The organism is Thermosediminibacter oceani DSM 16646 (genome assembly GCF_000144645.1).
Taxonomy (GTDB): Bacteria; Bacillota; Thermosediminibacteria; order Thermosediminibacterales; family Thermosediminibacteraceae; genus Thermosediminibacter; species Thermosediminibacter oceani.
The window spans coordinates 1,403,863-1,429,224 of sequence record NC_014377.1 but is presented as its reverse complement, the minus strand read 5'-3'; the positions used below and the strand labels follow the sequence as shown (position 1 = coordinate 1,429,224).

Genomic DNA, 25,362 nt, shown 5'->3' with positions numbered 1-25,362 from the left:
TAGCGATCTAAATCGCTACCTTTTACCACACAATAGGTCTTTTATAATTCTTGTCCACTTTTAGTATATATGATGCCAGGTTGAAAGCATGATCACCAATGCGTTCAAGATTGCTGATTATATCGAGGTATATCACCCCGGAACTGGGATTGCATTTTCCCCCGTTGATTCTCTTTATATGGTTGTCCCTGAGTTTGAGGTCCATTTGGTCTATCCTGTCCTCGTTCTGGATTACCCTAGCTGCAAGGTTCATATCGGATTCAACAAAGGCCTTCACTGCGAGAGAAAAACTTTCTTCCACCTCGGATGCCATTTCCGACAGCTCTTTTAACGCTTCTTTGCTGAAGGGGAGGCGGTGGTCATCTTTGTATTCTGCCAGCTCCAGCAAGTTTATGTCGTGGTCCCCCACTCTTTCAATGTCGTTGATGGCGTTGATCATATCAGCCAGCGCCCGCGACTCGTCGGATCCTAGGGGTTTCTGGGACAGCAGTGATAAGTATCTGATGTTTTCTCTAGCAAGCTCGTTTATAACCACTTCTCTTTCTCGTAAAGTTTGTGCTTCTTTTTCATTATAATTCATAAAGAGTTTGATGGATTCCTTCAGGTTTTCCAGGGCCAGCTCACCCATGCGCCCGATTTCCTTTTTAGCCTGGGAAAGGGCTATCGACGGTCTATCCAGTAGCCTATCGTCAATGTACTTTGTGCCCCGCTCGACTACGTCGGGTTTACCGGGTATTAGGAAGATCACCAGATTGACCAGCAGTACTGCAAAAGGTAATTGAATTATCGTATTTATTACATTGAAAAAAGTATGAGCATTGGCTATCTGCCTCACGGGATCGGATGATGTATGGACAATAAACGTTTGGAAAAGAGGCAGTATTAACATGAATATTACCGTGCCTATTACATTAAAGGTCAGGTGAAGAAGAGCTGCCCGGCGGGCGGTGACGTTGGTGCCTATGCTGGCCAGCATGGCGGTTACACATGTGCCGATGTTGTCACCGAAAAGTATGGGCAATGCAATTGAGATATCGACTATCCCCTGGCCGGCCAGAGCTTGGAGGATGCCTATCGTGGCGCTGCTGCTCTGGACTATGCCCGTTGTTAAAAATCCGGCTAAAACGCCAAGTACGGGGGTTTTACCGAAGTTTGCCATAAAATTGATGAATTCGGGCATTGCGGCAAGGGGCTTTAACGCCACCTCCATGGTCTGCATGCCGAAAAACAAAAGGCCGAATCCCAGAACTACCTGACCGAGGAATTTCTGTTTTTTGCTTTTGGAGAAAAGATGTAACGCTGTGCCCACCCCTATTGCCGGGAGAGCAGCTTTAGTGAGCCTAAAAGCTATGAGCTGGGCGGTGACGGTGGTACCTATGTTGGCGCCCATTATTACACCGATGGCCTGCAGGAGGTCCATGAGTCCCGCGTTGACGAGGCCGATGACCATTACTGTAGTGGCGCTGCTGCTCTGGATGATAGAAGTAACCAGCGTTCCCGTCAGGACTCCCAGTATCCTGTTTCTGGTAAATAGTTCCAGGATAGCCCTAAGCCTGTCTCCTGCGGCCCTTTCCAGTCCCTCTCCCATAAGCTTCATGCCATAGATGAAAAGCCCCAGGCCCCCAATTAAAGTCAATGAACTATCTAAAGTCAAAAACACCCTCCTCTACTTTAATGTAATTTGCCGAAAATATTATAGCATACCCGGTTATTTTTTTAAAACTTCTGAGCTAAGAGTAATATTCCGATAATTATGAAGCTGATCCCCGCGGCAGAGTGAATGAGGCTTTCCGGAAGGAACCTGGACATATACCCACCCAGGCATACGCCTATGAAACTGCTTGCAATGAGAGCAAGCGATGCACCCAAAAAGACGCTTTTTAAAGATTCATTGTGAGCAGCCATCAAAAGAGTTGTGAGCTGGGTCTTATCCCCCAGCTCGGCTAGAAATACCATTAAAAAAGTTGTAAAAAAGGTTTTTAAGTGGGACAATATTACAACCCCCTCCCATATAGTTTCTTCTTTTTACGAGGGAAAAGGCCTACAATTTTTATTCCGTTCCTGGCAAAATCCGCAATGCTGCCAATTACAAATCCCATGCCCGCCCCCAAAAGAATGCTGTAAGCGAAGGAATCGCCCCTGTTCAGTGCCAGCTCCAGATTTAACCCCAGAGCAGCAGGAATACCTATAATTCCTCGCACGGACCCTAGATAATCGGTATAATAAGGAATCCAGGCTAAGAGGCTCCAGATAATTCCCATTACAACCCCTTTTCTCTGAATGTTTGATATCATTTTACATCTCTCCCGCCCAATATTTTTTAATAAATTTTATTCTTAAAAGACCTTGCATATTCAGAGAAATATCATAAGTATCGGGATACGGGAATAAAGATAAGTAATCCATTCTGTAACCTGCCTACGAATGGGGAGCCTCTCCAAACAGGATATAATTAAGGAGATTAAAGCCATCCATGACAAGATAAAAGAGCTTACCGGTCAGGAATGCAAGGTGTCTCGACTGCCCTTTGGAGATTACAGTAACACTGATTATCACTGCCAACGAACTAGGGTATTATGTTATTCGGTGGGATTTAGATACAATTACATAAATTTTGCTACACAAAGGAACGTAAGGATAAGCAACAATGAGTGGGTATGCAGACTTAAGGTAAAAGTTGGGATAATTCAAAAAGACCCAGGGCTATGACATTTCCCATAGCCCTGGCTTTATATACAAGTACAATAAAGGTAGGGCATGGATAAGCCGGGGTATCATCAGAGATAGCTCTGTCGCCAAAGTACTATTTGATGGTAAGGAGGCAACGATTGTAGAAGCTAAAGGTCTGCGGATTTGTTATATTACAGGCAAAAAAGACCCTGACCTGGTTTGGGAACTCCTTGATGTGCAAGGTCAAACTATTAAAAGCTACGGCAAGTAACTTTATTATTCCGTAAAAGTTTAGTTATGTGTCTACAAGCTGTCCCACCTTACGGTGGTTTTTTTATTTTCTTACATTACTTAAAAATGCGCTTAGGATGCACCTGCGGAAGTCCAGCATACTGCTAATGCAAGTTTGAAGCTAATTAAGTGGCTTCCAAAATATAAGTCTGCAAACGTTAAATTTATTAGGCACAAATCAAAAATATCATAAACAACATAATGCTGGAATAAAGATAAGATGAAGTTTAAGTAAGGCGGTGGTGTTATGTGAAAATAGATAAAAAATACTTTACGACATTTTTCTGTTTGCTGACCATTTTTGCTATTATTTTGGCCTCTCACGCGACAGTTTTCAAAAGGGTTATTTACGTTTTTGCTGGGCGGGATAGATTGGTACCTATCTACAGGGTTCAGACTGAAGAAAAGAGGATTGCCATTTCCTTTGATGCGGCCTGGGGTTCGGACAAAACTCCGAAATTACTCGAAATCTTGAAGAAATATAATGTTAAAACTACCTTTTTCCTCGTAAAGATGTGGATGGACAAATACCCGGACATGACGAAATTAATCGCTCAGGAAGGCCATGAAATAGGAAATCATTCCGCCACTCATCCGCAGATGGGGAATCTTTCGAAACAGCAGATAATCGAGGAGATAAAATCCACCCATGAAAAAATAAAGGAACTCACCGGTCAGGAATGTAAAGTCTTTCGGCCACCTTTTGGAGATTACAGCAATACACTGATCGAAACAGCCAATGAGTTGGGATACTATGTAATTCAGTGGGATGTGGATTCTCTCGATTGGAAGGATTTGAGTGCAGGAGCCATATACAGCAGGGTCGTCAACCAGGTAAAACCGGGATCTATAGTCTTATTCCACAACAACGGAAAGTATACCGCAGAAGCACTAGAACCGATATTAAAAGAATTGATAGGAAGAGGATATGAAATAGTTCCCGTGTCACAGCTCCTCATAAAGGGAGACTATTACGTTGACAGAAATACGGGAGAAATGCGGAAAAAGCAGTGAAAAGAGCTGTTGACGCAAAAATCGTAAAAATTTATAATGATGTTATGGATTAAGGGTCAAGTTCGCTTGGCCTTTTTTTGCAGATAAGGAGGACGTGCATTGTCGGAAATAAGGATTCTCGTAGTTGACGACGAAGAGAAAATAGTGGATCTGGTGAAGCTCTATCTGGAAAAAGAAGGGTTTAAAGTCGACGAAGCCCATGATGGCCAGCAGGCCCTTGACATGATAGCAAAGGGAGAATACAACCTGATTATTCTAGACCTTATGCTGCCCGTCATTGACGGGTGGACTGTATGTAAGGAGGTCAGGAAAAAATCCGATATACCCATTATAATGCTGACTGCCAGAGGTGAAGAATTTGATAAAGTCCTGGGATTTGAGCTGGGTGCCGACGATTACGTAGTGAAACCCTTCAGTCCGAGGGAGTTAGTAGCCAGGGTAAAGGCTCTCCTGAGGCGCCTCGGCCCTAAAGGCCCGGAGCAGACGCTGGAATTTCCGGGGCTTGTCATAGAGCCTGAGTCCCGGACGGTGAGAGCGGACGGCAAAGAAGTGGCTCTCACCCCAAAGGAATTTGATCTTTTATACTTCCTTGCGAAAAACAAGGAGAAGGTATTTACAAGGGAAAAGCTACTGGAAGAGGTGTGGGGATACGACTTTTTTGGAAGCCTGAGGACTGTAGACACGCACATTAAGCAGCTCAGGGAAAAACTGGGGAGGAGCAAAGCCGCCTCGTATATCACTACGGTCTGGGGAGTTGGGTATAAATTCGAGGTGGTAAAGTGAACTTTCGAAAGACCATAACGGGAAAACTGTGGCTTTATATGACGCTTTTGACCATTGTAACCCTTGTTTCCTCAGGGTTCATCCTGTCCAGCTTTTTTGAAGATTTTTACATCAAAATAAAACAGAACGAGATGATAAACGAGGGCCAACAGCTTGTGGCCCTTATTATTCGCGGTATTGAGCCGGCGGAGCTCATAGATATCAGCAAGTTTATAAACGCCCACGCGGTTGTGGTAGACCGCCGGGGGCTCATCACGGCATGCTCTAATATGTTTCAATACGGCTATAGGGTGCCGATAGACGGCGGCAGGCTTGCGGACGTGCTGAAAGGCGACGTGGTGGTTTATAAAGGCTATTTGCCGCAGTTCGACACTTCAATGCTCATGGTTGCTCTTCCGATTACCCGCGATGGAAGCGTTGTCGGGGGACTTATCCTCTTCTCTCCAATGGCATCCATCCAGGAATCCATATGGCAGATAAGGCGGGGAATACTTTTTGTGGCCGCGGGAGCTGTGCTGATATCCACCGCTTTGAGTTTCGGACTCTCGGAAAATATAACAAGACCTCTGGTCAAAATGAAAAAAGTTGCGGAAGGTATGGCGAGAGGGGAGTTTGGGGACAAAGTGGAGCCCGAAACCGACGACGAAATCGGGACTCTCGCAAGGACCCTGAACTTTCTTTCCGATGCTTTAAAGAAGAATATAACCGAACTTTCGCAGGAGAAAAATCAGCTGAGAAACGTTCTCCTGAGTATGACCGACGGAGTCATAACCTTAGATTCTTCAGGCCGGGTGCTCATGGCCAATCCGCAGGCGGAGGAATTGCTGGGAAATGGGCCTCAAGGCAGCTTTGATTTAGAGCTTACGGTAGAGCAGGTGCTCGGAGAACTGGTCCAAAGGGTGAAACATAATAAAAAATCCTTGCAGGATGAAGTAAAGGTTGAAGGAAGAATTCTGAGTGTAAGGCTTGCACCGCTTCTAAACGATGAATCGGAAGTATGGGGCGTTGTTGCGGTGCTGCAGGATGTGACACGGGAAAAAAAGCTGGAGTCACTAAGAAGGGAATTCGTGGCAAATGTATCCCACGAGTTGAGGACCCCACTGACGTATCTTCAGGGGTACACCGAAGCTCTTATCGACGGTATGGTAAAACAGCCGGAAGAAAAGAAAAAATACCTGAACATTATATTGGAAGAAACTTTAAGGCTTCGCCGCCTTGTGAATGACCTACTGGACCTTTCCCTTATGGAAACCGGGCATTTAACCCTTAAAAAAGACAACATTTCTCTAAACAAACTGATAGAGAGAGTAATAAAAAAAGTTAACCCCGTTGCAGAAAAAAAGCGCGTCAATATTACTGCCGAATTAAAAGAACTGCCTTTAATCTATGCTGACGAGGACAGAATGGAGCAGGTTTTAATAAATCTCATAGACAATGCGTTGAGGTACACGGAAAACGGTGGAGAGATAATAATCGAAGCCTCGGCGGGTACCGAAAGCGTAACGGTATGCGTAAAAGACCGGGGCCCCGGCATACCCGAAGACGAATTACCATTTATATGGGAGCGCTTCTATAAAGTAGACAAGGCTAGAACAAGGGATAACGGCGGCACCGGTATCGGCCTTGCCATAGTAAAGAACATCATTGAGGCTCACGGCGGGAAGGTTTGGGCTAAAAATTTGAGAGACAGTGGAGCCGTATTTTGCTTTAACATACCGTTCGGGAAGAGATTAGACAATAAAGCCCTTCCGGAATGACCGGAAGGGCTTTTGGCTACATTTCCGAGAGGACTTCTTCCAGCGGATGGTAGGGCAGTTTATGAGCTTCGGCCACAGCCTTATAGGTAATCTTCCCGCTTACCACGTTTACGCCGAGGGCGAGAGCCTTGTTTTCCATAACAGCCTTTTTCCAGCCTTTATTCGCGAGCTCCACAGTATACGGTAGCGTTGCGTTGGTGAGGGCGAAGGTGGAAGTGCGCGGTACCGAGCCGGGTATATTGGCAACGGCATAATGGATTACTCCGTGTTTCACGAATACGGGATCGGCGTGGGTTGTGGGGTGATCGATAGTTTCCACGCAGCCGCCCTGATCTATAGCGACATCAACTATGACGCTACCGGGTTCCATGGCTTTGACCATATCTTCAGTGATCAGGCGCGGCGTCTTGGCACCGGGGATTAATACTGCACCTATGACAAGGTCCGCCTTGCTCACGGCTTTCATCAGGTTGAAGCGGTTAGAGTAGAGGGTCTCGATCCGCCCCTGGTAAATGTCGTCCAGGTAACGCAATCTGTTTACGTTAACGTCGAGGACGGTAACCCTTGCCCCCATGCCAACGGCTCTTTTAAGGGCGTTCATGCCGACGGTTCCTGCACCCACGATAACGATAGAGGCTGGAGGAACGCCGGGCACGCCGGAGAGCAGAACACCTTTTCCACCTCTAAATTTTAAAAGGTAATTGGCACCTTCCTGAATTGCGAGCCTTCCTGCAACTTCGCTCATCGGTGTAAGCAGGGGGAGGCTTCCGTCTTCCTTCTGGACGGTTTCATAGGCTATTGCGACCACTTTGTTATTCATGAGGGCTTTTGTCAGCTCGGGTTCTGGAGCCAGGTGCAAGTATGTAAATATCACCTGTCCCTCTCTAAAATACTTGTATTCATTGGGCAGGGGTTCCTTTACTTTCACGATCATTTCGCTGTTTTGCCAGACGCTTTCCGCAGTGGGCATTATTTCCGCCCCGGCGAGCTTGTAATCTTCGTCTGAAATTCCGCTGCCCTCTCCGGCACCTTTCTCGATTAATACCTTGTGGCCCGCCGCTACGAGGGCGTCCACGCCAGCTGGCGTCATGGCAACCCGGTTTTCCTGTGGCTTTATCTCCTTTGGCACGCCAATGATCATTTTTTAACCTCCCTGTCTTGTTTTTAATGTAGAATAATATCAACTAAAATACAAATGCAAGATTCATACCATTATGTTACCGGAACAACAGACGGACCTCAGCGATCAAAGGGTGGAAACATAAAGTTCCACTATGGAATCAGTCAGGAGTAAGACCATATTTTTTTAATTTTTTGATGACCGTAGTATGGGACACTCCCAGAATCTTTGCCGCTTTTCTCGCACTGCCTCCCTGGGCTAGAGCCCTAAGCAGTGCCTCTTTTTCCGTTTCCTGGACAATTTCCTTTAAATGAAAATATTTTTCTCCGGGTGAAACCAGGATCGAAGGCGTATTTATGATAATATCTTTGACTTTTATAATGTGGTCTTTGCAAAGGTTCATAGCCCTTTCCATGACGTTTTCCAGTTCCCTGATATTGCCCGGCCAGTGGTAGTTGAGAAGAAGTTCAAGAGCATCAGGAGAAATACCCTGAACCGATTTGCTGAACTTCTGGTTGAATTTTTTTATGAAGTAATCCACAAGTACGGGTATGTCTTCCTTGTGATCTCTTAAAGGAGGCAGGTAAATTGGTATGACATTTAGGCGGTAAAAAAGGTCCTCTCTAAAATCTCCTCTAACTACCATTTCTTCGAGGGGACGGTTGGTGGCGGCTATAATCCTAACGTCTACCCTTATCTCTTCCATTTCACCGAGCCGGCGGACGTTTCCTTCCTGCAATACTCTGAGCAGCTTTGCCTGTATATGGGGCGGGAGTTCTGCTATTTCGTCGAGGAAGATGGTGCCGTGATGGGCAAATTCAAAAAGACCGGGTCGTCCTCCGCGCCTGGCTCCCGTAAACGTGCCGTCGGCGTAGCCGAACAGCTCACTTTCCAGCAGCGTATCGGGGATTGCGGCGCAGTTTACGGCGACAAAGGGGCAGTCCCTCCGGGGGCTCTCCATGTGAATCGCCCTCGCAAAAAGTTCCTTACCGGTGCCGCTTTCGCCCCTCAAAAGGACCGTGGAATCCCCGGCCGCTACAGTCTTTGCCATATCCACTATTTCTTTTATTTTTTTACTTTTATAAATGATATCATCAAAGGTAACCATTACTGGTCGCGTCAGGGAGTGGGCGAGCCGCCTTATTTCCGACATCTTCATCAAAGTTATTACTGCCCCCGCCGTTTCTCCCCGATCGTCGAAAATCGGTTTTGAGTTGATCATAAAACGAGAAGGTCCCTTGGACGTCCTGATAATGACTTCTTTCTGTTCCACGGGTTTGCCTTTTTCAATTCGCTCCAAAATATCCTTCGGCAAATCCATTACATCGTAAAGGGCTTTTCCTATCGGCAGCTGATCGAACTTGAGGATCTGCATGGCGCGGACATTGCATGTGGATATGATAAAATTCCTGTTTATAGAAAGTATACCTTCGTGGACTGAATTTATTACCGTTCTCAAGTGCTGCTCTGCAAGTTCATGGGGCATCCATTCCACGGGAGTTAACTCGTAGACGTCCGGGATGCTCGAAATATCCCTGAGTATAGAATGGAGCTTGTCTTCAGGCATGGATTCTATCTGAAGGTAAATTTCGCCCTGTTTTACCGCGAGAGACGATATATTCGCTCCTCCTTTTGCCACGATTTCCGAAATATCCCTTACCATCCCCACCCGATCGTTGAATCGTATCCTGTACCTGAATTTTTTCACAGCAAACCCTCCGGAATAAGCGTTTTATCATTATATTTATTATTCTCTGTCAAAGTAAAAAAACCTTTTAAAAGTGGAAACCGTGGAATAAAAAGTTTCCACTACATAATGATAATATTGATTACTTTAAAATTTAGCCCTTTGCAGTATTTGGTTAAAAAATAGTTTTTGTAATATAATAGTGATAGAATAATCGGAAATTATAAATACATTTTGAAAGGAGGGATATGGGGTTAAATTTCGAATATAATAAGAAATTAATATGACTGTTTAGGAGGAGTCGTATGTCAGAAAAATTAACACAAATTTTAGACAAGTTATTAGAAATCAATGGTATTGTCAATGGCATAGTATGGGGTCCACCTATGCTTATTCTGATCGTTGGAACGGGCCTTATCCTTACCATAGGCCTGGGATTCATACAGCTTAGAAAATTCTCTTATGTAATGAAAAATACGTTGTTTAAAATGTTTGAAAAACAGCAGAGGGGAGAAGGAGAAGTAACCCCCTTTCAGGCTCTGGCAACGGCTCTAGCGGCGACGGTTGGAACCGGCAATATAGCGGGTGTTGCTACGGCCATTGCAACTGGCGGACCGGGAGCTGTTTTCTGGATGCTCGTCTCCGCTTTTGTGGGCATGGCAACCAAATTCGGTGAAGTCGTACTAGCGGTTCATTTCAGGGAGAGAAAACCTGACGGAAGTTTTGCCGGTGGGCCTATGTATTATCTGGAGAAGGGGCTAAAAATCAAGGTGCTAGCGGTGCTTTTTGCCCTGTTCGGTGCAATAGCTGCCTTCGGTATAGGCAATATGGTTCAGGCCAATTCGGTAGCTGCTTCCCTTGATGCGACTTTCGGGATCCCGAAGTTATATACCGGTATAGCTCTTGCAATGATGACCGCCCTTGTAATCCTCGGAGGTTTAAAGAGGCTGGCTACGGTTACTGAAAAACTGGTGCCCTTTATGGCCGCATTTTATATAGTTGGATCTGTCATAATACTTCTATTGAATATATCGCGACTGCCTTCCGCCATCGCTATGATTATAAGTCAAGCCTTCACAGGATCGGCTGCCATCGGCGGATTCGCCGGATCTACAGTTATGATGGCGATGAAATACGGTGTGGCCAGAGGTGTTTTTTCCAACGAAGCCGGTTTGGGCAGCGCACCCATAGCCCATGCTGCGGCCACCACCGACCATCCAGTCCGCCAGGGTTTGTGGGGGATTTTCGAGGTTTTCATGGATACTATCGTTATATGCTCGCTAACCTCCTTTACAATACTTACCACCGGTGTATGGACCCAGGTGGATGCTACTGGCAAGCAGCTTACCGGCGCTGCGTTGACCACCGCTGCATTTAACCAGGGGCTCCCGGGAGTGGGCGGGATTATAGTAGCCATAGGTATACTGCTTTTCGCGTACTCAACTCTGCTCAGCTGGTCCTATTACGGGGAAAAGTGTATCGAGTACCTCTTCGGCGTAGGCGCAAAGATTATTTACAGAATCATATTTATACCTTTTGTGGTAATAGGTGCAATCGGTGGACTCGAGGAACTGTGGCACCTGGCGGATACTTTAAACGGCCTTATGGCAGTACCGAACCTCATAGGCCTTTTAGGTTTGAGCGGAACAATCTTTAAATTAACCAGGGAGTTTTTCGAGAAAGAGGGCGCGTAGTTCGATCTTAACATAGCCGAAGGATATTATTTTCCCGCCCTGAAATCTCTCTCAATAAGAGAGGGGACTAGGGCGGGTATTGTTTTTTTAGAATTATTTAAGTATAATGCTTCTATACACTATCTCATTATTTATATCGCGGGTGGTGCTGTTGTCCAGCGTTGTGGGATTTGTAGGTTTTTCCGACAGCGGTAAAACCACACTGATAGCGTGGGCTGTAAGGGAATTAAAAAAGCGAGGAATTAAAGTTGGAGTTATAAAACATACTCCGCATGGTTTTGATTCGGGGGAAAAGGATACGGGCAGATTTTTCGACGCAGGGGCCGATACCGTAATCGCATCGTCGGGTAAAGAATTGCTCAAGGTAGAGCGATGCGATCGTGAGAGATCTCTTTTCGAGATTTTAGACCAACTAAAAAGTATGGACGTAGTCCTGGTCGAGGGGTATAAGGGAGAGGATATCCCTCAGATTGTCGTTTTCGGAAAGCGAATATCGCGAGATCACATAGCATTGCTTGACAATGATAAAGTTCTGGCACTGGCAATAGAGGATGCAGGAGTGCTGGATTTTTTAAGAAAACATCTCTACGGAAGCGTTGTAGAAGAAAGCGAAAGGGGAAATATCAGAATCCGGCTGAAAGATCGTGGGGAGATACCCGTTATCGGTTTTTATGATAACAAATTGTTGGATATCCTCATCCGGGGAGGTTCCCGAGTGTGAGCTCATAGGCAAAAATTTAAACGGGTGACAAATTGCCGAAAATAAGTTATAATTAGCAAAAAGAAATTATTAACAGGTGAAAGCCGATGAATGAAAGGAAAAATTCAAGCGCGGATTTATGCGATGTATTTTGTATCGACGAAGAAAAGGTAAGAACCCTGATGGGGACCGTACCCGATATGGGGGATTTGGCGGAACTGTTTAAAGTACTGGCTGATGAAACCAGAGCTAAAATCGTGTATCTACTTTCAAAGGAAGAACTTTGCGTATGCGATATTGCGGCAATACTGGGGATGACCGTATCCAACGTCTCCCATCACCTCCGGGTTCTCCGGGTGGCGCACCTTGTTAAATTCCGGCGGGACGGGAAACAGGTGTATTATTCGCTGGATGACGATCACGTAATTCAAATCATTAAAGAAGGCTTCGAACACGTCAACCATACGAGAAAGCAGCGGTGATACCCTCTCGCTTATGGTATAATAAAAGCGGAGGGATTTTTTATGTTCAATCCCGAAAGAATAGAATCATTTCCCGAAAAACCCGGAGTCTATATAATGAAGGATAAAAACGGGAAAGTCATATACGTGGGAAAAGCCGTTTCATTGAAAAACCGGGTTCGATCTTATTTCAAGGCAGGGGATAGCCTCCCTCCCAAAGTGAGTTCAATGGTTTCCCACATTGACGACATAGAGTATATCGTTACCGACTCCGAAGTGGAAGCGCTTATCCTGGAATGCAACCTCATAAAATTTTACAAACCAAAGTACAACATCCTTTTAAAGGATGACAAGCAGTATCCTTACATCAAGATCACTTTAAACGAACCTTTCCCAAGAATTGAGGTCGTGCGTAAAATAAAAAAAGACGGGGCGAGGTATTTTGGACCTTACGTAAACGCGGGTGCTATGAGGGAAGCAATAGACGTTTTGAGAAAAATTTTTCCGGTGAGGAGCTGTAAAAAGGATTTAAGCCGGGTTCCGTTAAAAGAGCGGCCCTGCCTCAATTACCACATAAACCGCTGCCTTGCCCCCTGTCAGGGAAATCTGCAAAAAGAAGAATATGGTGAATTAATTAAAAACGTTGTGATGTTTCTAGAGGGTAGGCAGGAAGCGCTTCTCAACCACCTGAGGGAAAAAATGGAACAGGCCGCCCAGTCCCTCGATTTCGAAACAGCGGCGGTTTATCGGAACCAGATTCAAGCCCTGCAAAAACTGCTGGAAAAACAAAAGATTGTGTCCACAGACATGGTCGACCAGGACGTCATAGCAATGGCCCGCGGCTTTGATACAGCCTGCGTGATGGTGTTTTTTGTGCGGGAAGGAAAGCTTACAGAACGGGAGCCCTTTATTTTAAAAAACACCGACGGTGCAGAAAGAAAGGAAATACTGACGTCTTTCATCAAACAGTTTTACGATACCGCCTCCTTTATACCAAAGGAAATCATCTTAGAAGAAGAAATAGATGACAGGGATACCATCGAAAGTTGGCTGTCCGGGAAAAAAGGCTCAAAAGTGAAGATAACAATACCCAAGCGGGGAGAGAAAAAGCAGCTCGCCGAAATGGTGGCGGAAAATGCCAGGGCCTATCTGGAACAGAGGGAAAGCGCCGAAGAGAGGGAAAGGATCAGAAACCAAAAAGCGATGGAAGAATTGAAAATAAGCCTTGGCTTAGAAGATATTCCTCGGCGTATAGAAGCCTTTGACATTTCGAATACACAAGGGTCCGAGTCAGTGGCCTCTATGGTGGTCTTCGAAGAAGGCATACCGAAAAAGGAGGACTACAGGAAGTTCAGGATTAAGACGGTAGAGGGCCCTAATGACTTTGAAAGTATGAAAGAGGCCGTTTACAGGAGGTTCAAAAGAGGGCTTGAAGGCGACGAAAAGTTCAGAGATTTTCCCGACCTGCTCGTTATAGACGGTGGTAAGGGTCAATTGAGATACGCCCGGGAGGCCTTAAGGGAATTGAACCTGGATTATATTCCGACTATAGGCCTCGCGAAAGAGTTTGAGCATATATTTATCGAAGGAAGGGACGAGCCTTTAATTCTGCCCCGAGATTCACAGGCTCTCTACCTGCTTCAGAGGGTAAGAGACGAAGCTCACCGCTTTGCTGTCACTTATCACAGAAAACTGCGCACCAGGAGGAACCTGAAATCCGTCCTCGAAGATATACCCGGCATAGGGGAAGCGCGAAGAAAAGCTCTGCTAAAAGCCTTCGGTAGCCTGGAGGCTATAAAAAAGGCGACCCCGGAGGAGCTATCGAAGGTGCCCGGGATGAATAAAAAAGCGGCTGTGGCCGTATACGAGTATTTTCATAAATAACAAGGAATATATATCGGAGCTAAGAGCCTGACGCTGCTGTCAGGCTTTTTTACAACTATGTTGAATAAGCGGCATGTTTTGTGGAAAGATGGTACCGGAATTCCGTATCAGAATGGAAATGGTACAGTTATTGCATAAAATGTGAAACTGGCGAGAGGTGTTCGGATATGAAAGAACGTCTGATGGAGCTCATCAAAAACGAAGACAAGAAAAACCCTTATACCGACGAACAGCTGGCCGGTATGCTGGGGGCAAGGCGTGACGAAGTCACAATTCTGAGAGGAGAGCTTAACATCCCCGATTCTCGCGAAAGGCGCAAACCTTACCTGATGAAGGCTATGGAAGAAGAGATGGTGAAAAACCCCAATGTATCAGACAGGGAGCTTACAAGACTCATTCAGAAACGCGGCTTTAACGTGTCCAGGTTTATAATTTCCCAGCTACGCAAGGAATTGTCCGCAAGACCTCAAAAACAACTACAGGAAACGCCTGAAAAAAAATATAAAGCCGGCTCCGAAAGTTCAACCGCTTTCGAGAGAATCATCGGTTACGATGGAAGTTTAAAGCCCCAGATCCAGCAGGCCAAAGCCGCCGTGCTTTATCCTCCCCACGGCCTTCACACAATGATTCTGGGGCCTACGGGCGTTGGAAAGAGCATACTGGCGGAAGCTATGTACCAATTTGCCATCGAGACCGGGAAACTTCCTCCTAACGCTCCCTTTGTGGTATTTAATTGCGCTGACTACGCCGAAAATCCGCAGCTTCTCCTGTCCCAGCTCTTTGGTCACGTAAAAGGGGCATATACCGGTGCGGATTCATCGAAGGATGGACTGGTGGAAAAAGCCAACGGCGGGATACTATTCCTGGACGAAGTACACCGTCTTCCTCCGGAAGGGCAGGAAATACTGTTCTACCTCATAGATAAGGGGAAGTTCAGGCGCCTTGGCGAGACGGAAGCTTATCGCTCGGCCAACGTCATGATTATAGCCGCTACGACGGAAGATATCGAGTCTTCCTTGCTTTTGACTTTCAGGCGCAGGATACCGATGATAATCGAACTACCTCCTCTTTCGGCCAGACCCATATCCGAAAGATACGAGATAATAAAGGATTTTTTCAGGAAAGAGTCGGACCGGATAGGAGTAAAAATAAAAATCAAACAGGAAGCCCTGAGGGCTCTGCTGATGTATGATTGCCCGGGAAACATAGGTCAGCTCAGGAGCGATATACAGGTAGCGTGTGCAAGAGGGTTTTTGTCGTATATAGGAAATCAGCAAGATTTTATTGAAGTGGATCTGATAGACCTGCCGGTACACGCCAGGAGGGGAATGTTGAAGGTTCAGAATCGGATCCCGGAAATTGAAACGATCCTTAAAGGGGATCTAATGGTAAACCCCGGCGAATCCGGCATTACTTTTTTACCGAAGGAAGACCTGTATATTTTGCCCGAGGAGATATACAGGTACATCGAAGAGAAATACCAGGAACTTCAGAATCAGGGCTTGAGCCAGGATGTTATAAACAGGGTTATAGGAGGGGAACTCGAGGTAAAATTCCAACAATTGGTTAAACAATTTGAGACGAAGCAAAAAATGCTGGACAAAAAGGACTTAGAGGGCATCGTAGGTTCCCATGTCGTCAATCTGGCAGAGCAGATGATGAGGGTTGCCGAAAGAAAGCTGGGCAAGGTGGACAACCACCTTTTTTACTGTCTAGCCATACACCTGAGCGCGACACTGGACCGCATCCGGCAGGGCAAACCCATAATCAACCCCCAGCTTGAAAAGGTTAAGAATGAATATACGCTAGAATACAGGCTCGCAAAGGAAATGCTGAATGTAGTCGAGTTGGCTACGGGATATAAGATACCTGAAGATGAGGTGGCTTTCGTAGCCATGTATCTTCGGACTGCTACTCGCCCTATTGATTTAAAAACGGGGAGAGTCGGGGTGGTAGTGCTAACTCACGGACATGTAGCTAAGGGTATGGTGGAAGTTGCCAACCGTCTCCTGGGGGTTGATCACGCAGTAGGCATAGAGATGGGTTTGGATGAAAAACCCGAGTCGGCTCTTAATAAAACTATGGAAGTTGTTAAAAATATTGATGAGGGCAAAGGTGTGTTACTTTTAGTGGATATGGGTTCTCTTATGACTTTTGGGGAAATAATCACCCAAAAAACCGGAATACCAACGCGGACCGTATGGCGGGTTGATACCGTAATGGTTCTTGAGGCCGTTAGGAGAGCAATTTTGCCTGATACTAATTTAGATGATATTGTAGAAAACATTCAAAAAGACGAATTAGAAATAGGTAGATTTGCGTTTAATGAGATACGTCAAGATAATGACAAAGAGTGGGTTATTTTAACTGTTTGTATAACTGGAAAAGGAGCAGCGATTAAATTAAAAGAGCTTATTAAAGAAGTGGCACCGGATATTTTTGATAAAGCTGAAATAATTCCTATTGGTGCTATGATGGATGAAGATATAAAATTGCAGGTAAAGAAAATAAAGATGGAAAAAAAGGTGGCAGCAATAGTTGGTACTGTAAATCCTGAGGATGAAGATATACCTTTTATTTCGCTAGAAGAATTAGTAAGTGGTGAAGCCTTTAACACGATAAGACAAATCATGGGGGTAACCGAAAAAGTTAAAACCTTTGATAATAAACTTTCTGGAATTTTACCTTTTACAGATCTTTTCCATGAAGATTTAATTGTTATTAATGGCGATTTTCAAATGAAAAATGATGTTCTCGATCAGCTGGGAAATCTGTTAATAAAGAATAATTTCGTCAATGAAAGGTACTTGTTAGATGTTTATCGTAGAGAACTTATGGGGCCTACCCTTTTGAAAAATAAGGTAGCCATCCCTCATGGAACCCCAGAAAATGTGTTAAAATCCGCTATAGCCCTAGCGATACTAAAAAACCCCATAAAGTGGACGCATGAAGATGAGGCAGAAATTGTGGTTATGTTGGCATTAAAAGAAAATTCGGTAGAGATTTTTAGGAGGTTATATAAGGTACTCCAAGATGTTAATTTTATAGATAAAGTTAAGTCGTTAAAGGATGTCGGTATCGTTAAAAAAGTGCTTTTAGAATATATACTGAGTTTTAATAGGAATTAATACGCCACAAAACATGGCAAAATAATGGCATGGTTTTTGCAAAAGAAATTATTGACCGTTAACTAAGAGGAGGTTCCATGCAGTGAAAATATCGGACCTTATTCGTAAAGAATTGGTAGTTACAAATTTAGAAGTAAAAACTCAAGAAGAAGTATTTAAAATTTTATTCGAAAAATTGCTCGAAAATGGTTATGTTAAGGAAACTTTCTTAGATGCAATTATTAATAGAGAAAAAACCTTTCCCACAGGTCTACTCCTTGGTAATTATAACGTGGCTATACCGCATACTGATGCGGAACATGTATTAAAGCCGGCAATCGCCTTGGCTACCCTTGCCAAACCGGTGATATTTCAAAATATGGCCAATCCTCAAGAAGATGTACCGGTTAATATAGTTTTTATGTTGGCCTTAAATTCACCACACAGTCAGGTTGAGATGCTCCAGCAATTAGTAAACCTGATTCAAAATGAAGACTTTTTGAAACGCATTCTGAACGTAGAAGGTGGTGATGAGGTAATAAAAATTATAAAAAATCATACGCTAAAAGAAGATTAAATAGGAAAAAGGAGGAATAACAACATGGATAAAAAAGCGGAAGAAAGGTTGTTTTAGTGGCTTGTGGCACAGGTATTGCTACATCTACTGTAGTAGCGGAAAGAGTAAAAAAATTATTGAGGAAAATGGGATTAATGCAGATGTTATACAATGCAAGATGTCAGAGGTGGCTTCAAAGGAGAATGAAGCCGATTTATTAGTTACAACTTCAATATTACCAAAAACTTATTCTATCCCCGTGGTCAATGCGATGGGGTATTTAACCGGGATAGGGACTGAAAATATCGACAATGAAATTTTGAAAAATCTAAAAGATTAGGAGGGAACAAAATGGATAATTTGCTAAACATTGTCCAATATATTTTAAACCTTGGCCCAAGTGTAATGCTTCCGTTAGCACTAACAATAATAGGTTTGTTTTTTGGACAAGGTTTCAGCAAAGCATTCAGATCGGGTATTACTATAGGTATTGGTTTTGTAGGTATAAACCTTGTAATAGGTCTTCTTGTAAACAATTTAGGACCAGCAGCGCAAGCAATGGTAGATAGATTTGGGTTGCAGTTACAGGTAATAGATGTGGGGTGGCCTGCAGCTGCCGCTATAAGCTGGGCTTCTCCAGTAGCAGCTTTCATAATACCTTTAGCTTTAATTGTAAACTTGATAATGTTAGTTACGCGGACGACAAAAACCATGGATATCGATATCTGGAATTATTGGCATTTTGCAGCAACGGCAGCTTTTGTATATGTCATTACGGGTGGAAATGTGGCCCTTGCACTTGTTGCTGCCATTATCCGTGAAGTTATAGTTTTGAAAATAGCCGACTGGACAGCCCCAATGGTTCAGAACTTCTTTAAGTTAGAGGGTATTTCATTGCCTACGGGTTCTACAGTCGCTTATGCTGTGCTCGGAATACCGCTAGGAAAACTCATTGGTAGAATTCCCGGGTTAAAAGATATAAAAGCTGATCCAGAAACAATTCAAAAAAGGTTTGGTATATTTGGCGAGCCGATGATGATGGGATTGATACTGGGATTAGCGTTAGGTATTTTAGCTGGTTATGATTTTGCTAAAATAACTCAAATCGGAATATCAATGGCAGCCGTTATGCTTCTCATGCCAAGAATGGTTAGAATTTTGATGGAAGGCCTTATACCGTTTTCCGAATCAGTAAGAGAATTTTTGCAGAAGAGATTTAAAAATGCCAGCGATCTTTATATAGGCTTGGATGCTGCAGTTGTAGTAGGACATCCTTCTGTAATAGCGACAGCTTTAATACTCATTCCTATTACCGTATTTTTAGCAGTAATTCTTCCGGGGAATAAAGTGCTGCCTTTTGGTGACCTTGCAACAATAGTGTTTTATATAGCATTTATAGTTGGGTCTACTAACGGAAATATAATCCATTCCGTCCTTACTGGTACAGTATTAATGGCTACGGCTTTGTATATGGCTACTGACTTAGCGCCTCTTCACACAATGATGGCGCAGCAAGCTAAATTTGCAATTCCAGAAGGAACATCTTTAATATCAAGTTTAGATGAAGGCGGTAACTTACTGAACTGGCTCATTATTAAAATCTTTGAACTGCCATGGGGTTGGGCAATATTTGGTGCAATAGTTGTTTTAGTATTATTATTTAATAGAAATAAAAAGGCCGTAGAAAGGTAAGGCTAATAATTAGATGTAAATATAATTTGACAATACAATAAAATGTTAAGCGGTACCTCCTGATACTCAATTTAAATTTGAGTTCAGGAGGTGCCTATATTTTCTTGAGGATGGAAAAAGGTTCATGAATAAAAATTCTTCTTTGGAAGGAGTATTGGTCTGATGAAAGCCGGTGTTTTATTTGGTGTTAACGATATTAGATATGTGGATTTTCCTGATCCCGAATACGGGGAAGATGATGTAATTGTTGAGGTTAAGGCTTGCGGTGTTTGCGGATCAGATCCACCAAGAATATTAAAAAAGTGGAAGTACAATTTGCCTGCCATTCCAGGTCACGAAATTTCAGGTGTCATAGTAGAAAAGGGACCAAAAGTTAAAAATATAGAAATTGGAGATAGAGTAGCAGTCGTTCCTTTTATTCCATGTGGTAAATGCGATAATTGTTTGAGAGGAAATTTTTCATTGTGTGATGACTATGATATGCTTGGTGCCAATTTGTACGGCGGTTTTGCAGAATACGTAAAAGTACCTTCATCTAACGTGCTGAATATTGGAGACATTGATTTTGAAATTGCAGCCATGATAGAACCGTTGGCAGTAGCATTACATGGAGTTTTGGGTATTAGACCTACTCTTGGTGATACAGTTGCTATAATGGGAAGTGGAATACTAGGGCAGCTTGTTTTGCTGTGGTTAAAAATTTGCGGTGTGGGAGATATTATTGCTGTTGATATTTCCGATAAAAAACTTGCCGAAGCGAAAATGCTTGGTGCTACAACTTGCATCAATGCAAAAGAAAAAGACCCGGTAGAGGAAATTTTAAAATTAACGTCTAATAAGGGCGTAGATATTGCTTTTGAATGTGCCGGCTCAACAATAACTCAAGAACAATGTTTGTTAATCACCAGAAAAAAAGGTAAAATAGCTTACCTTGGTATTGCATATTCTGATATTCACTTGTCGGAAAAGGCTTTTGAGAGCATTTTTAGAAAAGAACTCACTCTCAAAGGGTTTTGGAATTCTTATTCAGCGCCATTTCCGGGGCAAGAATGGTATAAAAGCATTAGTTATTTAAAAAATAAGTCCATTAACTTAGAATCAATGATTACCCATCGATTTGAGTTAAGTAAAATAAAAGAAGCCTTCGATATGATCGCAAATAAAAGGGAAGAATACAACAAAATTATTATTATTCCTTAAGTAATGGAGGTATTATCAATGAAGGCTCTATTAAAGAAAGAAAATGGATACGGAAATATGGAATTGGTAGAAATTGATGAACCAACCATTAATGATGATCAGGTAAAAATAAAAGTAGCGTATTCGGGTATTTGTGGTTCCGATATTCATTCATACAAAGGAGAATATAAAAATCTAAGACCGCCGGTAGTCTTAGGACATGAATTTTCAGGTGTAGTTGTTGAAGTTGGGAAAAACGTGAAAGGGATTAAAGTTGGAGATAAAGTGACTAGTGAGACTACATTTTACATTTGCGGAGAATGCGATTACTGTAAAAGCGTAGATTATAATCTGTGCCCTGACAGGAAGGGCATAGGTACGCAGGTAAATGGAAGTTTTGCTGAATATGTTGTAGCAAGGAAAGAAAGTATTCACGTTCTACCGGATAATGTTGATTTGTTGTCGGCTTCAATTACGGAAGCGCTGGCTTGTGCTGTCCATGCTGTTTTAGAAAAGACAAATGTTGAATTAGGCGATGTGGTTTTGATATTTGGACCAGGGCCTATTGGTTTATTAACTGCTCAAATAGTTAAAGCAAGGGGAGGATATGTAATTCTAGCTGGACTTACTAAGGATGAAGATAGATTCAAAGTAGCTCGTGAATTAGGCATTGACAAGACTGTAGATATAGAAAAAGAAAACTTAGAAGAAATAGTGAGCACTCTTACTAACGGGTACGGTGTGGATAAGGTATTTGAATGTTCCGGGTCTGTTAAAGCCTTGAATTCAGGAATTTCACTGGTTAGAAAAAAAGGTACAATAGTACAGGTTGGAATATTTGCGAAAGCATACAATGAGGTAGATCTTGAGAAAATAGTCCAAAAAGAAATATGTTACATTGGTTCCCGGAGTCAAAAGCCAAGCTCCTGGAAATTGGCTTTATATTTGCTGGAAACTGGAAAAGTAAATGCAAAAGCAATAATTAGCGACATTTATGATCTTGAGGATTGGTCTGAGGCTTTTGAAAAGGTAATGAAGGGTGAAGGGCTTAAAGCTGTTTTGAAACCTTAAAAAATAACTCACCGAATAATAGCGGTGAAAATGCCTTAGAGCAATGGCAGAGAATGGTAATAATTAAACCTTTGATGACATCAATTGGTCAATATAGCTCTTTATAACTTCAGCTGAATTCCGTAAAGCTCCTTTCTCTGCAGGTAAAAGAGGTGGTAGAAGCACTTTGTCAACTCCGTTTCTGTTGACCACACACGGGAGGCTTAGAAAGACGTCCTCAATTTCGTACAGGCTCCGCACGTACGTCGAGACCGTGAGTATCGAATTTTCATCCCGTAAAATGCTTTTTACTATTTTTGCAATCGCCAAGGCAACGGCAAAGCTCGTTGCACCTTTTTTTTCTATAACTTTATAAGCCGAATATTTTACTTCACGCTCTATTTCCTGTTTAATGGCTGGATCAAAGTTTTTTATATAAGTCGCGCAGAACTCGTCGAATTTTATTCCCATGATGTTGGTTAGGCTCCAGGCGGCGACCTGGGAATCCCCGTGTTCACCTATTATATAGGCATGGATGTTGCGAGCATCGACGTTAAGTTTCTTGCTCAACGCAGCTCTGAATCTCGAACTGTCAAGGACTGTTCCGGATCCTATGACCCTGTTTTCCGGAAAGCCCGAGAGTTTTAAAGTGACGTAGGAGAGGACGTCCACCGGGTTCGTGACCACCAGCAGTATGCAGTTTTCGTTGTTTTCTACAATCTTGGGCACTATTTTCCTGAATACTTTATAATTCTTACTGGCGAGGTCGAGTCTGGTTTCACCCTTTGAAATGCTCGGCCCTGCCGAGATTATGACTACACTGGCATCTTTAAGATCGCGGTAGTCACCGGCGTAAATCTCTATAGGGTTCACAAAGGACATGGAGTGAATGAGGTCTAGGGCTTCGCCTTCGGCCTTATCCCTGTTTACGTCTATCAGTACCATTTCCGATACAATTCCCTGTAGCATGAGGGCAAAAGCGGTGGTTGAACCCACGTATCCCGTTCCAATAATACCTATTTTCATAGTTATCCCCCTTTCGTCAGATCCTAGACTTAATTTTTCCGAAATCATGGTAAATTATTAATATGAAAGGGTTTTCTCCCATGAGCGTTAAAACAACGGCAGAACCCCGTATTGACTGGCCCCTGCGAGTGAAATATAATAGTGCCGAATAAAAGCTTACGGAGGTATGAAGTATGAAGTTGTTCCTGGACACGGCCAACGTGACTGAAATTCGAGAAGCCGCGGCTTTAGGAGTTATCTCAGGTGTTACAACCAACCCCACCCTAATTGCAAAAGAGGGAAGGGATTTTAAAGAAACTATTTTAGAAATAACAAAAATCGTGGATGGGCCGATAAGTGCAGAAGTTGTTAGCCTTGATGCCCAAGGAATGATAAAAGAAGCTATAGAGATAGCTTCCTGGCACCCAAATATAGTAATCAAAATTCCAATGATTTGGGAAGGTTTAAAGGCGGTAAAAGAATTAAGCAATAAAGGCATTAAAACCAACGTTACTCTGGTATTTTCTCCGAGTCAGGCCCTTTTGGCGGCTCAGGCTGGTGCAACATATGTGAGCCCCTTTATCGGAAGGTTTACCGATATAAGTCAGGATGGAATTGCTCTTATCTCGGACATAGTTGATATTTTTACTCTTCACGATATAAAAACTAAAATTATTGCCGCCAGTATCAGAACGCCTATGGATGTGGTTAACGCTGCAAAAGCGGGAGCGGATATTGCCACAGTGCCCTATAAAGTCCTGGAACAGATGGTGAAGCACCCCATGACCGATATCGGGGTGCAGAGGTTCCTCGAGGATTGGAAAAAGGTACCGAAAAAATAGTAAGGTTTAAAAGAATAAGCCCGTATTCCGATTAAGAATGCGGGCTTTTTTTGTTTTCCGGTCCTCGCTCGGGGTCCACCACCTTTCTAAGTCCGCGGATCCTGTTAAGATCCTCTTTTCGAACAGCGAGCTCCGGAGCTATCTCCTCCTTTACTCTGCCTTTTTCTTTTTTACCCGTATCTTTGTTTTGAATGGCCATTGGAAAACGACCTCCTTTAAGGTGAATTTTTATTATTATTGGTTTCTTACTAAAAAATTATTGAGTCATTTTCTGCCTATTATTGACATACCAAAATAAAAGTGGTTATAATAAATTGCACATATTCTTAAGATGTAAACAATCGATTAAAAGAGGGTGACTTTTTTGAACGTCACGAAAGATAGAAGGCTTTTGATCAAAATAGCTCATATGTACTACGATGAGAATAAAACCCAGCAAGAGATAGCCGACAAGCTCGGTATATCAAGACCCTCGGTTTCAAGGTTATTGCAAAAGGCTCGGGAAGAGGGAATAGTTGAGATAAAGATAAATTACGAAGGGAGTTTCGCCAAGCTTGAGGATACCCTCGAGAAATGTTTTAATTTAAAGGAGGTAATTATAACCCCTTACGATGAAGGAGAGGGACTTAAAAGATACCTGGCAGAAGCGGCGGCTGGCTTTCTGGTTAGGACTCTAAAGGATAAAAGTCTTGTAGGTGTTTCGTGGGGGACTACGCTGGCTTATGTGCCCGAATATATCAAAAACGCCCCCGAGCTGGATGCCACTTTTATTCCCCTGGTCGGAGGGGTAGGCCAGACCAGAATCGACCTTCATTCTAACCAAATAGTGATGAATTTAGCCCGATGTTTTAGCGGCCGCTGGCAACTCCTTCACGCCCCAGCATTGGTAGATAGTGTGGAAGTTAAAAACACCCTTCTTTCCGACAGCAATATAAGGCAGGTTCTGGAAATGGCCGAACGGGTCGATATAGCACTGATTGGGATAGGGTCTCCTTTTGGCGCCGAGTCCACCATGCTGGAAACGGGTTACTTTTCGGAAAGAGAGCTCGAAGATCTAAAAAGGTCCGGTGTCTGTTGTGACCTATGCTCGCGCTTTATAGACGAACATGGGAATCCGTGCTGTCCGGAATTAAACGAGAGGGTAATAGCCATATCTCTGAAAAAATTGAAAGAGATTCCCCTTGTGATCGGGGTTGCGGGAGGTCATGAAAAACGTAAAGCAATTCTTGCAGCTTTAAGGGGTCATTATCTGGATGTTCTCATTACCGACGAAAAAACCGGGCAGTTTTTAATGGTGAATTCAAAAAAGACTCAAATTTAGAGTCTTTTTTTTATATGCTTTAAGATATGTGACAATTATCACAATTATTGACATTAAAATTTATTTATGCTATCTTAAATTAAGAACATATGATAAAATATTGAACAAATGATTAAGAGGTTGTGTATGTGGGTTAAGATATTGGGAATAATAGGATTAATGTGGATACTACAGGGAATTTTTACCTATTTTCAGATTAAAAACCTGCAGGAGAAAATAAAACAACTAAAAAAAGTTGGCCGGGTAGGAATCGGCAGTGCTAAAGGTAAGATGACACCCGGGAACATCGTGCTGATTGCAGCCGACAAAACAGGAAAGATCCTTGAGGCTTACAGGATGAGCGGGATGACTGTCTTCGCAAGGTTTAAAGAAATTAAGGAAATGAAAGGCCTGTATTTACAGGAAGTGCCTTACGTGCTGAATGACAAGGATGAGGGTTTCAAAAAAGCCGTTGAAAATGCAGTCAAAATGCTGCAAGAGAAAAATCTATGAAAAAACATCGGAGGTGATATTTTTTTTAATCCGATTTAATCTTATGGAGGTGAATAT

23 protein-coding genes and 1 pseudogene are annotated in these 25,362 nt (G+C 43.2%); 17 read left to right on the top strand and 7 right to left on the bottom strand.

The window, feature by feature from the left end:
• Positions 1–22: 22 nt before the first annotated feature.
• From TOCE_RS07340 to TOCE_RS07330, 3 genes are all read right to left on the bottom strand, one after another.
• On the bottom strand, positions 23–1,654 hold the full coding sequence (locus tag TOCE_RS07340; protein WP_013276242.1) for a Na/Pi cotransporter family protein: 1,632 nt from the start codon (positions 1,652–1,654) through the stop codon (positions 23–25).
• A 62-nt stretch (positions 1,655–1,716) separates the two neighbouring features.
• Positions 1,717–1,992, bottom strand: a complete 276-nt coding sequence (locus TOCE_RS07335; RefSeq protein WP_013276241.1) for a TMEM165/GDT1 family protein — start codon at positions 1,990–1,992, stop codon at positions 1,717–1,719.
• A gap of 2 nt (positions 1,993–1,994) precedes the next feature.
• Positions 1,995–2,294 (bottom strand): hypothetical protein, encoded by a 300-nt coding sequence (locus TOCE_RS07330; RefSeq protein ID WP_013276240.1) that lies wholly within the window; start codon positions 2,292–2,294, stop codon positions 1,995–1,997.
• A gap of 130 nt (positions 2,295–2,424) precedes the next feature.
• On the opposite strand from TOCE_RS07330, the gene TOCE_RS11945 reads away from it, so the two are divergent.
• The 4 genes from TOCE_RS11945 (at position 2,425) to TOCE_RS07315 (ending at position 6,515) form a co-directional block, all read left to right on the top strand.
• Complete coding sequence (locus TOCE_RS11945; protein WP_083768490.1) at positions 2,425–2,709, top strand: polysaccharide deacetylase family protein; 285 nt, start codon at positions 2,425–2,427, stop codon at positions 2,707–2,709.
• A gap of 501 nt (positions 2,710–3,210) precedes the next feature.
• Positions 3,211–3,975 carry a polysaccharide deacetylase family protein gene (locus TOCE_RS07325; RefSeq protein WP_013276239.1) on the top strand — a complete coding sequence of 255 codons (765 nt, stop codon included), beginning with the start codon at positions 3,211–3,213 and terminating at the stop codon, positions 3,973–3,975.
• A 99-nt stretch (positions 3,976–4,074) separates the two neighbouring features.
• Entirely contained in the window at positions 4,075–4,758 is a 684-nt protein-coding gene (locus TOCE_RS07320) for a response regulator transcription factor (RefSeq protein WP_013276238.1), read from the top strand.
• Entirely contained in the window at positions 4,755–6,515 is a 1,761-nt protein-coding gene (locus TOCE_RS07315) for an ATP-binding protein (RefSeq protein ID WP_013276237.1), read from the top strand. Before TOCE_RS07320 ends, TOCE_RS07315 begins: the two co-directional genes overlap by 4 nt.
• Positions 6,516–6,531: 16 nt before the next feature.
• Here the strand turns inward: TOCE_RS07315 and ald are convergent, their stop codons facing one another.
• Both ald and TOCE_RS07305 read right to left on the bottom strand, forming a co-directional pair.
• Positions 6,532–7,656, bottom strand: a complete 1,125-nt coding sequence (gene ald, locus TOCE_RS07310; RefSeq protein ID WP_013276236.1) for an alanine dehydrogenase — start codon at positions 7,654–7,656, stop codon at positions 6,532–6,534.
• A 139-nt stretch (positions 7,657–7,795) separates the two neighbouring features.
• Positions 7,796–9,343: a sigma 54-interacting transcriptional regulator gene (locus TOCE_RS07305; protein ID WP_013276235.1), complete on the bottom strand. Its 1,548-nt coding sequence runs from the start codon at positions 9,341–9,343 to the stop codon at positions 7,796–7,798.
• A 284-nt stretch (positions 9,344–9,627) separates the two neighbouring features.
• Here TOCE_RS07305 and TOCE_RS07300 point away from each other — a divergent pair, with 284 nt between their 5' ends.
• From TOCE_RS07300 to TOCE_RS07255, 10 genes and pseudogenes are all read left to right on the top strand, one after another.
• A complete protein-coding gene (locus tag TOCE_RS07300; protein ID WP_013276234.1) occupies positions 9,628–11,016 on the top strand; it encodes an alanine/glycine:cation symporter family protein in 1,389 nt (462 codons plus the stop codon).
• 151 nt (positions 11,017–11,167) lie between these two features.
• On the top strand, positions 11,168–11,737 hold the full coding sequence (gene mobB / locus TOCE_RS07295; RefSeq protein ID WP_013276233.1) for a molybdopterin-guanine dinucleotide biosynthesis protein B: 570 nt from the start codon (positions 11,168–11,170) through the stop codon (positions 11,735–11,737).
• Positions 11,738–11,823: 86 nt separating this feature from the next.
• A complete protein-coding gene (locus tag TOCE_RS07290) occupies positions 11,824–12,198 on the top strand; it encodes an ArsR/SmtB family transcription factor (RefSeq protein WP_013276232.1) in 375 nt (124 codons plus the stop codon).
• 42 nt (positions 12,199–12,240) lie between these two features.
• The gene (gene uvrC, locus TOCE_RS07285) at positions 12,241–14,061 is read left to right on the top strand and encodes an excinuclease ABC subunit UvrC (protein ID WP_013276231.1); all 1,821 of its coding nucleotides are present in this window, start codon (positions 12,241–12,243) and stop codon (positions 14,059–14,061) included.
• Positions 14,062–14,228: 167 nt separating this feature from the next.
• Positions 14,229–17,189, top strand: coding sequence for a sigma 54-interacting transcriptional regulator (locus TOCE_RS07280; RefSeq protein WP_013276230.1), 2,961 nt, complete (start codon positions 14,229–14,231; stop codon positions 17,187–17,189).
• Positions 17,190–17,271: 82 nt separating this feature from the next.
• Positions 17,272–17,745: a PTS sugar transporter subunit IIA gene (locus tag TOCE_RS07275; RefSeq protein ID WP_013276229.1), complete on the top strand. Its 474-nt coding sequence runs from the start codon at positions 17,272–17,274 to the stop codon at positions 17,743–17,745.
• 56 nt (positions 17,746–17,801) lie between these two features.
• Positions 17,802–18,064, top strand: a pseudogene (locus tag TOCE_RS12825) (PTS sugar transporter subunit IIB).
• Between the two features lie 11 nt (positions 18,065–18,075).
• Positions 18,076–19,416, top strand: coding sequence for a PTS galactitol transporter subunit IIC (locus TOCE_RS07265; protein WP_013276228.1), 1,341 nt, complete (start codon positions 18,076–18,078; stop codon positions 19,414–19,416).
• Between the two features lie 162 nt (positions 19,417–19,578).
• Positions 19,579–20,616 carry a galactitol-1-phosphate 5-dehydrogenase gene (locus TOCE_RS07260; RefSeq protein WP_013276227.1) on the top strand — a complete coding sequence of 346 codons (1,038 nt, stop codon included), beginning with the start codon at positions 19,579–19,581 and terminating at the stop codon, positions 20,614–20,616.
• Positions 20,617–20,634: 18 nt separating this feature from the next.
• The gene (locus TOCE_RS07255; RefSeq protein WP_013276226.1) at positions 20,635–21,666 is read left to right on the top strand and encodes a zinc-binding dehydrogenase; all 1,032 of its coding nucleotides are present in this window, start codon (positions 20,635–20,637) and stop codon (positions 21,664–21,666) included.
• Between the two features lie 63 nt (positions 21,667–21,729).
• Here the strand turns inward: TOCE_RS07255 and TOCE_RS07250 are convergent, their stop codons facing one another.
• Positions 21,730–22,671, bottom strand: coding sequence for an L-lactate dehydrogenase (locus TOCE_RS07250; protein ID WP_013276225.1), 942 nt, complete (start codon positions 22,669–22,671; stop codon positions 21,730–21,732).
• A gap of 173 nt (positions 22,672–22,844) precedes the next feature.
• On the opposite strand from TOCE_RS07250, the gene fsa reads away from it, so the two are divergent.
• Entirely contained in the window at positions 22,845–23,492 is a 648-nt protein-coding gene (gene fsa / locus TOCE_RS07245; RefSeq protein WP_013276224.1) for a fructose-6-phosphate aldolase, read from the top strand.
• 31 nt (positions 23,493–23,523) lie between these two features.
• On the opposite strand, the gene TOCE_RS12315 is transcribed toward fsa, so the two are convergent.
• Positions 23,524–23,691 (bottom strand): hypothetical protein, encoded by a 168-nt coding sequence (locus TOCE_RS12315; protein ID WP_013276223.1) that lies wholly within the window; start codon positions 23,689–23,691, stop codon positions 23,524–23,526.
• A gap of 165 nt (positions 23,692–23,856) precedes the next feature.
• Between TOCE_RS12315 and TOCE_RS07240 the strand changes: the two genes are divergently transcribed.
• Entirely contained in the window at positions 23,857–24,813 is a 957-nt protein-coding gene (locus TOCE_RS07240; RefSeq protein ID WP_013276222.1) for a sugar-binding transcriptional regulator, read from the top strand.
• Between the two features lie 126 nt (positions 24,814–24,939).
• The gene (locus tag TOCE_RS07235) at positions 24,940–25,305 is read left to right on the top strand and encodes a transcriptional regulator GutM (protein WP_013276221.1); all 366 of its coding nucleotides are present in this window, start codon (positions 24,940–24,942) and stop codon (positions 25,303–25,305) included.
• The last annotated feature ends 57 nt before the right edge of the window (positions 25,306–25,362 follow it).

Bases quoted from the DNA above. Each gene is read 5' to 3' on its own strand.
- TOCE_RS07330 (WP_013276240.1), bottom strand. From the start codon at position 2,294: ATGATATCAAACATTCAGAGAAAAGGGGTTGTAATGGGAATTATCTGG.
- TOCE_RS11945 (WP_083768490.1), top strand. From the start codon at position 2,425: ATGGGGAGCCTCTCCAAACAGGATATAATTAAGGAGATTAAAGCCATC.
- ald (WP_013276236.1), bottom strand. From the start codon at position 7,656: ATGATCATTGGCGTGCCAAAGGAGATAAAGCCACAGGAAAACCGGGTT.
- TOCE_RS07300 (WP_013276234.1), top strand. From the start codon at position 9,628: ATGTCAGAAAAATTAACACAAATTTTAGACAAGTTATTAGAAATCAAT.
- TOCE_RS07290 (WP_013276232.1), top strand. From the start codon at position 11,824: ATGAATGAAAGGAAAAATTCAAGCGCGGATTTATGCGATGTATTTTGT.
- uvrC (WP_013276231.1), top strand. From the start codon at position 12,241: ATGTTCAATCCCGAAAGAATAGAATCATTTCCCGAAAAACCCGGAGTC.
- TOCE_RS07280 (WP_013276230.1), top strand. From the start codon at position 14,229: ATGAAAGAACGTCTGATGGAGCTCATCAAAAACGAAGACAAGAAAAAC.
- TOCE_RS07265 (WP_013276228.1), top strand. From the start codon at position 18,076: ATGGATAATTTGCTAAACATTGTCCAATATATTTTAAACCTTGGCCCA.
- TOCE_RS07260 (WP_013276227.1), top strand. From the start codon at position 19,579: ATGAAAGCCGGTGTTTTATTTGGTGTTAACGATATTAGATATGTGGAT.
- TOCE_RS07255 (WP_013276226.1), top strand. From the start codon at position 20,635: ATGAAGGCTCTATTAAAGAAAGAAAATGGATACGGAAATATGGAATTG.
- TOCE_RS07250 (WP_013276225.1), bottom strand. From the start codon at position 22,671: ATGAAAATAGGTATTATTGGAACGGGATACGTGGGTTCAACCACCGCT.
- fsa (WP_013276224.1), top strand. From the start codon at position 22,845: ATGAAGTTGTTCCTGGACACGGCCAACGTGACTGAAATTCGAGAAGCC.
- TOCE_RS12315 (WP_013276223.1), bottom strand. From the start codon at position 23,691: ATGGCCATTCAAAACAAAGATACGGGTAAAAAAGAAAAAGGCAGAGTA.
- TOCE_RS07235 (WP_013276221.1), top strand. From the start codon at position 24,940: ATGTGGGTTAAGATATTGGGAATAATAGGATTAATGTGGATACTACAG.